General features: G+C 36.6%; 14 protein-coding genes. 10 read left to right on the top strand and 4 right to left on the bottom strand.

The genetic code is table 11. The features are described 5' to 3' along the window. The first annotated feature begins 13 nt into the window (after positions 1-13). Positions 14-1,336 (top strand): pyrimidine-nucleoside phosphorylase, encoded by a 1,323-nt coding sequence (locus P0092_RS12155; protein ID WP_004617930.1) that lies wholly within the window; start codon positions 14-16, stop codon positions 1,334-1,336. A 92-nt stretch (positions 1,337-1,428) separates the two neighbouring features. Further along, positions 1,429-2,655: a D-alanyl-D-alanine carboxypeptidase family protein gene (locus tag P0092_RS12150; protein ID WP_004617932.1), complete on the top strand. Its 1,227-nt coding sequence runs from the start codon at positions 1,429-1,431 to the stop codon at positions 2,653-2,655. A gap of 14 nt (positions 2,656-2,669) precedes the next feature. Here the strand turns inward: P0092_RS12150 and P0092_RS12145 are convergent, their stop codons facing one another. Continuing rightward, a complete protein-coding gene (locus P0092_RS12145) occupies positions 2,670-3,311 on the bottom strand; it encodes a site-2 protease family protein (RefSeq protein WP_004617933.1) in 642 nt (213 codons plus the stop codon). 179 nt (positions 3,312-3,490) lie between these two features. On the opposite strand from P0092_RS12145, the gene P0092_RS12140 reads away from it, so the two are divergent. From P0092_RS12140 to P0092_RS12120, 5 genes are all read left to right on the top strand, one after another. Then, a complete protein-coding gene (locus P0092_RS12140; RefSeq protein ID WP_004617935.1) occupies positions 3,491-4,294 on the top strand; it encodes a segregation and condensation protein A in 804 nt (267 codons plus the stop codon). Between the two features lie 26 nt (positions 4,295-4,320). Beyond that, positions 4,321-4,893: an SMC-Scp complex subunit ScpB gene (scpB, locus tag P0092_RS12135; protein WP_004617939.1), complete on the top strand. Its 573-nt coding sequence runs from the start codon at positions 4,321-4,323 to the stop codon at positions 4,891-4,893. A gap of 45 nt (positions 4,894-4,938) precedes the next feature. Then, complete coding sequence (locus P0092_RS12130; protein ID WP_004617941.1) at positions 4,939-5,568, top strand: DUF2953 domain-containing protein; 630 nt, start codon at positions 4,939-4,941, stop codon at positions 5,566-5,568. After that, entirely contained in the window at positions 5,504-5,962 is a 459-nt protein-coding gene (ytfJ, locus tag P0092_RS12125; protein WP_004617943.1) for a GerW family sporulation protein, read from the top strand. Before P0092_RS12130 ends, ytfJ begins: the two co-directional genes overlap by 65 nt. A 191-nt stretch (positions 5,963-6,153) precedes the next feature. Beyond that, positions 6,154-6,861 carry a pseudouridine synthase gene (locus tag P0092_RS12120; RefSeq protein WP_004617945.1) on the top strand — a complete coding sequence of 236 codons (708 nt, stop codon included), beginning with the start codon at positions 6,154-6,156 and terminating at the stop codon, positions 6,859-6,861. Here P0092_RS12120 and P0092_RS12115 read toward each other — a convergent pair. Further along, positions 6,858-7,349: a DUF5362 domain-containing protein gene (locus P0092_RS12115; RefSeq protein WP_004617947.1), complete on the bottom strand. Its 492-nt coding sequence runs from the start codon at positions 7,347-7,349 to the stop codon at positions 6,858-6,860. The genes P0092_RS12120 and P0092_RS12115 overlap by 4 nt on opposite strands. 111 nt (positions 7,350-7,460) lie before the next feature. Here P0092_RS12115 and mnmM point away from each other — a divergent pair, with 111 nt between their 5' ends. Further along, the gene (gene mnmM / locus P0092_RS12110) at positions 7,461-8,027 is read left to right on the top strand and encodes a tRNA 5-(aminomethyl)-2-thiouridylate-methyltransferase MnmM (protein ID WP_004617949.1); all 567 of its coding nucleotides are present in this window, start codon (positions 7,461-7,463) and stop codon (positions 8,025-8,027) included. Between the two features lie 10 nt (positions 8,028-8,037). Here mnmM and P0092_RS12105 read toward each other — a convergent pair whose 3' ends face one another. Next, positions 8,038-9,090, bottom strand: a complete 1,053-nt coding sequence (locus tag P0092_RS12105; protein WP_004617951.1) for an anti-sigma factor domain-containing protein — start codon at positions 9,088-9,090, stop codon at positions 8,038-8,040. Beyond that, positions 9,080-9,850, bottom strand: coding sequence for an RNA polymerase sigma-I factor (gene sigI, locus P0092_RS12100; protein ID WP_004617954.1), 771 nt, complete (start codon positions 9,848-9,850; stop codon positions 9,080-9,082). Before sigI ends, P0092_RS12105 begins: the two co-directional genes overlap by 11 nt. 309 nt (positions 9,851-10,159) lie before the next feature. Here sigI and P0092_RS12095 point away from each other — a divergent pair, with 309 nt between their 5' ends. After that, the gene (locus P0092_RS12095) at positions 10,160-11,710 is read left to right on the top strand and encodes an acyl-CoA carboxylase subunit beta (RefSeq protein WP_004617955.1); all 1,551 of its coding nucleotides are present in this window, start codon (positions 10,160-10,162) and stop codon (positions 11,708-11,710) included. Positions 11,711-11,745: 35 nt separating this feature from the next. Further along, positions 11,746-12,114, top strand: a complete 369-nt coding sequence (locus P0092_RS12090; protein ID WP_004617957.1) for a biotin/lipoyl-containing protein — start codon at positions 11,746-11,748, stop codon at positions 12,112-12,114. The last annotated feature ends 16 nt before the right edge of the window (positions 12,115-12,130 follow it).

Below are 12,130 nucleotides of genomic sequence, written 5' to 3'. Positions count from 1 at the left end.
TGGAGGTTATGTCATGAGAATGTACGAAATAATTGAGAAAAAGCGAGACGGGTTAGAACTGAACTTGGATGAAATTGAATTTTTTATTACGGAATATTGCAATAATAATGTTCCTGACTATCAGGCGGCAGCGCTTTTAATGGCTATTTTTTTAAGGGGTATGAATGAAAGAGAAACGGCAGATTTGACAAATGTAATGGCAAATTCAGGTGATAGAATAAATCTTTCTTCAATACCCGGCATAAAAGTTGATAAACACAGCACGGGAGGCGTAGGTGACAAGACTACCCTTATCCTTGCGCCTATTGTAGCTGCCTGTGGAATACCGGTTGCAAAAATGTCCGGAAGAGGGCTTGGACATACAGGGGGAACAATAGACAAGCTTGAGTCAATACCCGGATTTAAGACAAGCCTTTCAACGGACCAGTTTATTGATAATGTAAAAAGTATCGGCATATCAATAGCCGGACAAACAGGCAATCTGGCTCCTGCTGACAAAAAAATATACGCATTGAGAGATGTAACTGCAACAGTAAACAATATATCCCTTATTGCCAGCAGTATTATGAGCAAGAAGCTCGCTTCCGGTGCTGACAGAATAGTGTTGGATGTAAAAACGGGAAGCGGAGCATTTATGAAAACCTTTAAGGATTCTGTAAAGCTTGCAAAGGCCATGGTAAAGATAGGCCATAATACAGGCAGAAAAACAGTCGCTGTAGTTACCGATATGGATATACCACTAGGCTGCGCAGTAGGAAATTCACTTGAAATAATTGAGGCAATTGACACCTTGAAAAACAATGGGCCTTTAGATTTGAGAGATGTTTCCTTTGAACTTGCTGCCAGAATGCTTGAACTTAGCGGAATAGGAAATCTTGAAGAGTGCAGGAAAAAAGTTGCCGATGCGGTTTTAAGCGGAAGGGCTTTGTCAAAATTTGCTGAGTTGATTGAAAATCAGGGAGGAAACAAAGAAGTTATAAGTAATTATGCCTTGTTCCCTCAGCCTGTTTACAAGATGAGCTATATTTGTGAGAAGCCGGGTTATATACATTCTATGAAAACCGATAAAATTGGAATGGCCTCACTGGTTCTTGGGGCCGGAAGAGAGACTAAGGATAGTAAAATCGACTACAGTGCAGGTATTATGTTAAATAAAAAAACCGGCGACAGAGTTGAAACCGGAGATTGTATAGCTGTTTTGTATACAAACAGGGAAGAGGCGCTTTCACAGGCTGTTTCCCTTTTAAATGAAGCAATTGTAATAAGTGAGGAGCCTCACGATAAAAAACCGCTGATTCTGGCGTATATCGACAGTGAAGGAAACATAAAAAATTAATTTTTACTAGAATATCCTAATATTGTCCCGCATAACAATTAACTAGGACGAATTGTATTTTAAATAACGAATAGTTAACTGGAGGGACCTAAGTGAAAAGAAACTCTGTTTTAGCTTTTTCTTTGATTATAGCCATAGTTCTAACCATGCTACCGGCTGCGGTATTAGCGGATACAAATGAAGCTGCTGTTGAGGCATCTGCAAAATATGACGATATAACAGTAACAAAATTGGAAACCAAGACGAATGTTCTTGATTTAAGGGCAAAGTCAGCTGTACTGATGGATGCGGCTTCAGGAAAAGTTCTTTCTGAAAAGAACAGTCATGAGAGGCTCGCAATTGCAAGTGTAACAAAAGTTATGACAATGCTTCTGATAATGGAGGCTATTGATTCAGGCAGATTTACTTTTGATGATAAAGTAAGCGTATCGGAATATTCGGCTGGTATGGGCGGTTCTCAAGCTTATATGGAGCCGGGTGAGGAATTTACCGTTACTGAAATGATGAACGCTTTGGCAATACACTCTTCCAACGATGTGGCTGTAGCTCTGGCTGAAAAGGTCAGCGGAAGCGAGGAAACATTTGTAACTGATATGAATAATAAGGCTCAGGCGTTGGGAATGAAAGATACAAAATTTATGGATTGTACGGGCTTGAATGATGACGGTTACAGTTCTGCACATGATGTGGCTTTAATGTCAAGGGAACTGGTTATGAAGCACCCGAAAGTTCTTCAATTTACCGGGAAATGGCATGACACCTTCAGAAATGGAACATTTGACCTGTATAATACAAATAAGCTGGTGAAATTTTACGCAAATTGCGACGGACTTAAAACGGGATTTACAAGCAAAGCAGGCTTTAACTTATCAGCTACTACTCGCAGAAACAATTTAAGACTGGTCTCAGTTGTACTTGGTGAGCCGGATTCTAATACTAGGTTTGCAGAGTCAAGAAAACTTCTGGATTACGGCTTTGCAAACTATGAAGTAATAAATCTTGATAAAAGAGGGAATGTTGTAGGCAATATACCCGTAAAAAAGGGAAACAAGCTGAGTGTTAGTGCAGTATATGGCAGTGATACCAGTATAATGGTTTCAAAAGGTCAAAAGGGTAAAGTAGAAAAGGAAGTAGCTCTCGTTCCCGGGCTTTCTGCACCGGTTGAAATAAATCAAAAGGTTGGGGAAGTAATATATAAAATAGACGGAAAAGAAGCAGGAAGATTTGACCTTATTGCAAGTGAAAGAATAGAAAAAGTATCTTACGGCAGAATTTTATCAAAACTCTTTGTAAGGTGGTTCAGTCTGGGGAGAGCATAAAGGCTCTCCCACTGTTATAAAATAATCAACTTATAAAGTGAAATAAAAATGTATGATGCAGGAATTCCAATTATCTTATCAAAAACTCTGCTGATTACCAGAAGTATGAAAATGATCGTGCTATATTGCTCCAGTACGGTAAAGAAACGGTACTTCCAGGTATTAAATATGTTTGCAATAACATGGTAGCCGTCAAAAAACGGTATTGGAAGCAGGTTCAGCACAAACAAAACAACATTTATTTGAGCTGAATAACTCAAAAGATCCGCAACATTACCAAGAACAACCGAATTATTTGAAAGAAAACCCGTTACTGCTATCAGCTTTAAAATTAATAAAAATCCCGCTGCTACCAGCAAGTTCATAAAAGGCCCTGCCAGGGAAACGAGAATATCATCCCTTCTGGGCTTTTTGTAATGTCGTGGATTGGTCATAACAGGTTTTGCCCAACCAAAGCCCACAAGAAGAATCATTATAAAGCCTATAATATCTATATGAGCTCTGGGGTCAAGAGTAATTCTTCCCTGATTTCTGGGAGTAGGATCACCAAGCTTGTCAGCGGTAATTGCGTGAGCAAATTCATGCAGCACAAACCCCAAAAGTATTCCCGGTAATATCATTAACGTATAAATTATATCTCCACGTGAAAAAAGCATATTTCCTCCATTTCTAAAAGGCCGACGTTATTGGTATATCTTTGATGTCGCTGTATAAATTTTACTAGAACTTTTGTGATATGTCTACCATCGCAATAATATTGTAATTATTGCCCCATATATGATAATATTAAAAGGTTGAAGTAACGATATTACATAAATAATTAAGGTGGTAGTTGATGGAAAGCTCCCTTACAAACGCCTGTACTTTAAAACTTGATAATTTTGAAGGTCCCTTTGATTTATTATTTCATTTATTTGAAAAGAATCAGGTAGATATTTATGATATACCCATAAGTTCTATTACAGACCAATATCTTGATTATTTATATGCCATGCAGCAACTCGACCTTGAAGTAGCAAGCGAATTTCTGATAATGGCTGCAACTCTGCTGCATATAAAGTCAAAAACCCTTCTCCCAAGCAAAAAGGAAGAAAAGCAAGAAGAAATAGACCCAAGGGAAGAACTGGTCAGACGTTTGGTTGAATATAAAAGATATAAGGAATTTACACAGGATTTAAAAGAGATGGAAAAGAAATGGGACAGAGTTTCTTTCAGACTTCCGGAAGCACTTGATTTACCTGTAAGAGAGGAAATCATGGAAATAGACCCTCAGGTGTTGCGGCAGCAGTATATTGCAATATTGGACAGAAACAAGAAAAAAATAAATCTGGGTGCAAAAAATATTACAAAACTTGTTGAGCATGAAAAGGTTTCTCTTCGCAGCAAAATGAGAGAGGTAGTAAAACAGTTGATTCATAAGGTTTCCTTTAAGTTTTCAGAGCTTTTTTCCTTGAAAACCAAGTCTAAAACAGAGGTTGTAACAGGCTTTATGGCAATTTTAGAACTGGCCAAGATGAGAAAGGTCAAGATTGTTCAGAATAAGCAATTTTCAGACATTCATGTAATCGGCAATACCGAGAATGAAAAAGAAGATTATGAATTATATGATGATATAGATGAAAACATTAGTGAATTCTAGATTCGGTTGTAAAATGGAGGTCTAAAATGGAAATCAGTACTATTGAGTGCGTAATTGAAAGCCTTATTTTTTCCTACGGCGATCCTTTACCACTGGATAAAATATGCGAAATACTGGAGTTGGATAAAAAAACTGCCAGAAGCATAATTAAAAATATGATGGATTCCTATAACAGTTCAAACAGGGGAATTATTATAAGAGAAATAAATGAGAAGTATCAGATGTGTTCAAAACCCGAATATTTTGATTATGTAGCTAAACTCTATCAAATTAGGCAGAAACAGGCACTTTCACAGGCGGCCTATGAAGTACTTGCCATAATCGCATATAATCAGCCGATAACAAAAGCCAAGATTGAGCAAATCAGGGGAGTTAATTCCGATAGCGCAGTAACAAGACTTCTGGAAAGAAATCTGGTCAAAGAAGCAGGAAAACTGGATGTACCGGGGAGACCCAGATTGTACGAAACCACAGATGAGTTTTTGAGATGCTTTGGTTTTAAATCCCTTAGAGATTTACCATTGCTGGACATTGATGATTTAAGTGAACTCAATCTTCAGGAACTTGTGGATGAAGTACAAGATGAGAATATTAAGTGATTTAAATTTATAAAACATGTCAAAAATAACCAAGAGGTGATATCCTTGGTTATTTTTTTTATTGTTACTATATTAGTTTGCATTCTAGTGACTATAATTTTGAATATCAGACTGACACTGGGTTTTACAGCGAAAGTGCAAAACAAGGACTGTTCAGTTTTTATTACAATATACTCATTTAGAAATAAAGTTGTTAAAAATTTAATGATATATCCTATTCCCAAAAAGAATAAAAAGCCTAAGAGAAAAACAGTAAATGGCAAGAGAGACTTGAAAGAATTAAGAAGAAGCTTGCAGATATTAAGACGACTTTTCAGAAGATCTTTAATAATAAAAGACTTTAAGCTTCATGTTAAGGAAGGATGCGGAGATGCTTTTATCACAGCTATTTTATATGGCTTTTTATGGAGCGCCATAGGTATGGTAGAAAATCTGATTTTTACTAAATATGAGGTTAAAAATAAAGAAATTAAAGTTGAGGCAGATTTTAATGGAAAATATATTAAAGTAAACTTGGACTGCATATTTAGCCTAAAAATTGTAAATATTATTACTGTAGCTAAAGTAATTGCCATACTGTACTTAAAAAATAGAAAGGGCGGTGGTGCTGGTGTCAAGTCATCCAATAGAAGGTCTAATGACTACAGCAATGCAAAGTATCAAGGAAATGGTTGATGTTAATACAATAGTTGGAGATGCAGTTCAAGCACCTGACGGAACAGTAATTATACCTATTTCCAAGGTTAGTTTTGGGTTTGCAGCAGGAGGTGGGGATTATGGAGGGGAATCATCCTCTGATAATTCTCAGGAAGAACAAGACAGCGGAAAATTCCCGTTTGCCGGAGGCAGTGGAGCAGGTGTTTCCATAAACCCTGTAGCATTTATGGTTTGCGGACAGAATCAGGTTAAGTTACTACCTGTAAATGTAAATTCATCTGTTGACAAAATTCTGGACATGGTTCCTGAATTGGTTCAGAAAGCAAGTCAAATGCTTAATGAAAAGATGTCAAAACCAAAAGAAGAACACGGTAAAAATAAAAAAGAAGAGAACGAAAAATGTAAGGAATAAACGATTTCCCAAACCTTTTTCTTAACGTTACAGCAAAACAACAACTGGCAAAGTACAAAGCAACTTTGCTGTAAGTTGTTGTTTTACTTAACGTAATATTACAATGTCTGTAAGCGCTGATAATGTTGACTCAATTAAAAATCAAATATAGAATAAAAGGTATACTAAAATTTATATAAGGATAAATATGAATGTCTGAAATCAGATTACAGAAATATTTGGCACATGCCGGGGTTGCTTCCAGAAGAAAAGCAGAAGAAATGATTAAACAGGGCAGAGTAGCCGTAAATAACGTTATCATAGAAAACATGGGGGCTACCGTAACCTGTAATGATGTAGTAACTGTAGACGGTAAGCCTGTTACAACAGAAGAGGCTAAAGTATATATAATGCTGAACAAGCCTGTGGGTTATGTCTCCACTAGCAAAGACCAGTTCGGAAGACCTGCGGTGATTGACCTGGTAAAGGATGCAGGAAAGCGGTTGTATCCGGTTGGCAGGCTTGACTATGATACATCAGGCCTTATTCTTCTTACAAATGACGGTGATTTCACTTACCGCTTAACACATCCGAAGCATGAGGTAAATAAGGTTTATGAAGCTGTCATTTCGGGTTTTCCTGATAAAAATGAAATTACAAGGTTTGAGACCGGATTGAAAATAGATGATTATCAAACATCTCCGGCAGAATTTGAGGTTTTAAATAAGAAAGGAATTAATACGCTTGTCAGAATTACTATACATGAAGGTAAAAACAGACAGGTAAGAAAGATGTGCGAAGCCATAGGCCACAAAGTTCTGACATTAAAAAGAATTCAGATTGGGCCTATAGCTCTGGAAAACCTTCCCGAGGGAAAGTGGAGACATCTTTCTGACAATGAAGTTAAAATTCTATATTAATAATTGTACATATAATTGTAAGCACCAAAGGCAAAAACAACCAATATAATAACTATATACAAAAAGGTAAGCGCAAGAGATACGATTACCATAATACCTTGGATTTTAAAGTACTTTTTAAGAAATAAAAATAAATTATACAGTATGTTTGGATTATTAAAATCGGCATATTCCTTGATTGCCTTAGATGCATTTGTAAGGGAAATACCTGCAAATATAAGAGGAATACCAATTGCGGCAGATATAATACCTATACAGGTTATGGCACCGATTACAATGGTGTATATTCCCAAAAACTTCATCCATCCTGACAGACTGTTGATGACGGAATCATAAATACCGGTTTGAGGTATATGTTGTTGCTGATACCTGTAGTCTGTTTGAGGCGGTGGTGGCTGAGGGGCAATGTTGTTTGATGCTGCGTTGTTAATTGACGGTGATGGGGGAGCATCCTGTAATGCAATATCTGATTCATTATATTGGTCCATAATTAAATCTCCTTAATTCAAATTTTGAAATGTGTGTTTAAATTATAGCATAAAAACCTTTATTATTATATATGTACGATACGTAAAGTTAATTAAAAGGAGAGTTTTTAAATGTGTGTTTTGAAAAATTCATTATACCAATCTCATGAAATAGTTTCCCGTGTGGTTTGTAATGGTGACACGGTTGTTGATGCAACTGCCGGTAACGGTCATGATACGGTATTTTTGGCCAGACTTGTGGGCACGGGCGGACAGGTTTATTCCTTTGATATTCAGGAATCAGCCTTAAATACCACAAAAAACAGATTGGAATCAGAAAACCTTTTAAGCAGGGTTAATCTAATTCATGACGGTCATCAAAATATGATGAAGCATGTAAATAAGCCTATCAAAGCTGCAATGTTTAATCTGGGTTATCTTCCGGGAGGAGATCATAACGTTGGTACCAGGGGAGGAACTACTATTGAGGCTGTAAAAAGCGCCATGGAGCTGGTAGTTCCTCACGGTATAATAAGTATAGTCGTATACTATGGAGGGGACAGCGGTTTTGATGAAAAGAACGAAGTTATTAATTATATTAAAACAATTGATTGTAAGAAATTCAGTGTAATGCAAACTGAATTTGTTAATCAGATAAACTGTCCGCCTATTTTTATTTGTTTAGAGAAGATTGGATAGGAAAAAGGGGTTATCTTTTATTTTCTTCTTTCTTCTCATTTGAGGGATTGTTTTTAGTATTTCCCTTGTTATCGGTATTATGGACATTTTTACTGTGTTCCGAAGGAATAGGTTTTGAGCCCTGATTATATTTCTCCTTTTTATCAGGGCTTTCTTTAGTAGGATTATCACTTCTATCATTTTTGTTTGAAGAATTTTTTGAGATTTTATTTTCAGGCTTCTTACTGTTATGATTCACGGGGGTATCTTTATCAGTGCTTTTTATGGGCATGTCCGGGACTTTTTCAATTTCTTGTACAGGTTTTTGTTTGGTATGGTAATTATTGTCCTGCTTATGGGATTCATAAGCTTCTATTATTTTGGAAATACCTTCAGTTTTGGCCTTTTGTATATCTATATTACCGTCAGAATTTGAAATTTCTTTGTACAGCTTGTAGCGTCCCATGGAAATATTGTTTTTAACAGCCTCGGATCTTTTGGTTGGCTCAACTTTTATTATTTCGGCTTTTATAGATTTAGCTCCTGCCTTGAAATCCGTTTTTTGGAGCTCTGAAACAATACTATCCAGTACTTTTTCGTTGCCGGACTTTATTGAAGCAGAAATCAAAACCGCATTTTTTGTGTCAGGCTGAATAAATCCTTTACTATGCGATTCTTCTATAATAATCCTCACGGCACTGGTCAAGGACTTGTTTTTAAGATTAGTATTCTTTATAAGACCTGCAGCATCACTATTGAGTGCTTTTACGTTGATAACATTTGCTTTTTTATCTATTGATAATTCAAGGCTTGGATTTATATCTATATCAACATATGCAAAAACGGAAGAAGGTTTAAGCAGCTGGTAAAATAAAACCGAGCAAATGATTAAAACAAATATGCCGGCAATAGCAAAATATCTCATGGGTTTAAATCTTCTTGCAAGTGCGGGGTTGCTTAAATCCACCTGTTGTCCCACAAACATTTCGGGTCTTCTGGATATGGTTATAAAATCACATGTACTTGTCATTAAGATGGCCTTTTTACCTTTCAATTCAAGAATAACACCAGTATTATTTCCCATGGATATCTCCTCCTTTCTCAATATTTCTCACATATTCTTGCAGTACTTCAAGTCTGCTGCTTAGTATTAAATAAACTGCTATTATAAACTTTCTGTTTCTTTCAACTGTCTTACGGTTTACTTGTAGTACTTTCATTAGCTGAGACATTGGTATGGTTTTCTTTGCAGTAAGCATATCAGATAAGGTCTTATTTTCCCATAGAACCCGGGCAATACCTATAGCCAGTTTTTTAGAGTCTGTATGCTTGGGTGCATTTCCAATTAAATCAGTCAAACATATACCGAATTCATTCAGTCTTGCTCTGAATAAATCAATTTCTTCTTTTAATTCCACATTATCAAAAAAAGTACTCGCTTCAACTACCATGTACTTATTTTCAATAATGTCTTTCTCATCAAAATCATTAGTTTGAAAATAGGTGAAAGGATAAACTTTACTATTCTTGCAGTCCTTTCTTATATAGTCAACTATTCTTCGTTTTATAACTGTTTCAGCAAAGTTCAGAAACCCTGCATTTTTATCAGGGTTATAGGACTCAATAGCTTCATTAAAAGCCATAAGGCCGATACTAAGCTCATCACTGTTTTTAGTGTCAACAAATTTACCTGTGACTGTGGATATTGCTTTTAAAATGAAGGGCTTGTAGTCGTTAATTAAGCCTTCTTTTAAATGAGTTTCCCCATTCTTTATTTTAGTCATAGTTTCTTCGATAGACTGAGATTTTTTTCGATATTTGCCAAATAAATTTAGAATGGTCAACTTATATATTCACTCCTTACAATAGTATACGCAAGTGCATTCAGTTTTTAGGGGGCAAAAACAAATATATATAAAGGTTTACATAACAAAATATATACTACATTATATATAAATTTGCATGCTGTATCAAATAAATTTAAGGGAGTAGTCAAGCTATATTGACACTCTTTTTCGGATATAATATAATTATCACTAGGTACTAATAACTAATAATAGTTAAAAAACTGCCAGATAAATTATATATTTTGAAATTAATACGTTAAGTTTATAGAATAATTTATCTAGTATACATTTTAAAGAGGTGATTGTATGTCACAAATTGAAAAGCTTCAAAATCTTAAAAATATGAAGACAACTATAGCTCAGGGCGGCGGAGAAGAGAAAATAGCAAAAAGACACGCAGATGGAAAGCTGTCTGCAAGAGAAAGGATAGCTTTGCTATTTGATAAAAACACTTTTGTTGAAGTAGATGCATTCATAGAATCCAGATGCTTTGACTTTGGTATGCAGAAGAAAAAATTTCCTGGTGACGGGGTTGTTACCGGCTACGGAACGGTAAACGGCAGAAAAGTTTTTGTTGCGTCACAGGACTTTACTATTATAGGCGGTTCTTTGGGAGAGATGCACGCGAAGAAAATTACGAAAGTTATGGATATGGCTCTTAAAATGGGAGCACCTTTTATAGCGATTAATGATTCCGGCGGAGCTCGAATTGAGGAAGGTTTGGATGCGCTTTCCGGTTATGGAGATATTTTCTACAGAAATACTCTTGCATCAGGTGTTATTCCTCAGATATCAGTAATAATGGGGCCCTGTGCAGGCGGTGCAGTTTATTCACCTGCTATAACCGACTTCATATTTATGGTGGAAAAAACCAGTCAGATGTTTATTACAGGACCTCAGGTAATCAAGTCTGTTACGGGTGAAGACGTATCAGTTGAAAATCTGGGAGGAGCAGATGTACATACTGCCGTAAGCGGTGTGGCACACTTTAAGTCTTCTTGCGAAGAAGAGTGTATAGAAGATATAAAGAGACTTTTAAGCTTTATTCCTGATAATAACGTATCAGATACTATGTACTACGGTGTGTCCGATGCTGCTGGAAGGTTGGCCGAAAGCCTAAATAGTATTATTCCTGAAGAATCAAACAAGCCTTACGACATGTTTGATGTAATAGCCGAAGTAGTAGATGATGGCGATTTCTTTGAAATTCAAAGTTATTTCGCTCAGAACATAATAATCGGATTTGCAAGAATGAATGGCAAAAGTGTTGGTATAGTTGCAAATCAGCCTAAAATAATGGCCGGTTCACTTGATATGAATGCGGCTGATAAGGCAGCACGTTTTGTACGTTTTTGTGATGCTTTCAATATACCTGTAGTTTCATTGACAGATGTACCTGCATTCCTCCCTGGAGTAACTCAGGAGCATAACGGTATAATCCGTCATGGGGCAAAACTCTTGTACGCTTTCTCAGAAGCAACAGTTCCAAAGATAAATGTCATTCTTAGAAAGGCATACGGCGGAGCTTATATTGCTATGAACAGCAAGACTATCGGAGCAGATATGGTATTTGCATGGCCATCGGCTGAAATAGCTGTTATGGGACCTGACGGAGCTGCAAATATCATATTCAAAAAGGACATTACAGCGTCTGAAAATCCTGCTGAAACCAGACAGGAAAAGATTGCGGAATATAGAGACAAATTTTCAAATCCTTATGTAGCTGCATCAAGAGGTTACATTGATGATGTTATAGAGCCTTCTGAAACAAGGATAAAAATTATTACGGCACTGGAAATGTTGGATACAAAGAGGGAGAACAGGCCTTCAAAGAAGCATGGCAACATTCCCCTATAATATATAGGAAACAAAATATCTGGAGGATGAGTGTAATGAATAAATATATAATTAAAGTTAATGGAACTCCCTATGAAGTAGAAGTTGAAGAAGTTGGAGGAGGAAGACCGGTTGCGGTTTCTTCAAACCCAAGAGCCTCCAAGCCGGGGCATACTGCGTCTGCAAGATTAGCACAGCCTCAGGCAGGTAAACCGGGAGATGTTGCTGCTCCAATGCCGGGAACTGTTTTAAAGCTAAAGGTTAATCTCGGTGATGAGGTTAAAAAAGGACAGGTACTATTAATACTGGAAGCCATGAAAATGGAGAATGAAATAGTTGCACCGGCTGACGGTAAAGTAACTGTTTTAACAGTTGAGGCCGGAAAGTCTGTTACTGCTGGAGAATTAATGGCATCAATAGCCTAAAAGGCTGACATTGCCG

Source organism: Ruminiclostridium papyrosolvens DSM 2782 (assembly GCF_029318685.1).
Taxonomy (GTDB): Bacteria; Bacillota; Clostridia; order Acetivibrionales; family DSM-1351; genus Ruminiclostridium; species Ruminiclostridium papyrosolvens.
The sequence above is the reverse complement of the archived record's forward strand: the minus strand, read 5'-3'. Positions and strand labels throughout refer to the sequence as shown.

Excerpts from the sequence above, each read along its gene's own strand:
- P0092_RS12155 (WP_004617930.1), top strand. The coding sequence starts at position 14 with ATGAGAATGTACGAAATAATTGAGAAAAAGCGAGACGGGTTAGAACTG.
- P0092_RS12145 (WP_004617933.1), bottom strand. The coding sequence starts at position 3,311 with ATGCTTTTTTCACGTGGAGATATAATTTATACGTTAATGATATTACCG.
- P0092_RS12140 (WP_004617935.1), top strand. The coding sequence starts at position 3,491 with ATGGAAAGCTCCCTTACAAACGCCTGTACTTTAAAACTTGATAATTTT.
- scpB (WP_004617939.1), top strand. The coding sequence starts at position 4,321 with ATGGAAATCAGTACTATTGAGTGCGTAATTGAAAGCCTTATTTTTTCC.
- P0092_RS12120 (WP_004617945.1), top strand. The coding sequence starts at position 6,154 with ATGTCTGAAATCAGATTACAGAAATATTTGGCACATGCCGGGGTTGCT.
- P0092_RS12115 (WP_004617947.1), bottom strand. The coding sequence starts at position 7,349 with ATGGACCAATATAATGAATCAGATATTGCATTACAGGATGCTCCCCCA.
- mnmM (WP_004617949.1), top strand. The coding sequence starts at position 7,461 with ATGTGTGTTTTGAAAAATTCATTATACCAATCTCATGAAATAGTTTCC.
- P0092_RS12105 (WP_004617951.1), bottom strand. The coding sequence starts at position 9,090 with ATGGGAAATAATACTGGTGTTATTCTTGAATTGAAAGGTAAAAAGGCC.
- P0092_RS12095 (WP_004617955.1), top strand. The coding sequence starts at position 10,160 with ATGTCACAAATTGAAAAGCTTCAAAATCTTAAAAATATGAAGACAACT.
- P0092_RS12090 (WP_004617957.1), top strand. The coding sequence starts at position 11,746 with ATGAATAAATATATAATTAAAGTTAATGGAACTCCCTATGAAGTAGAA.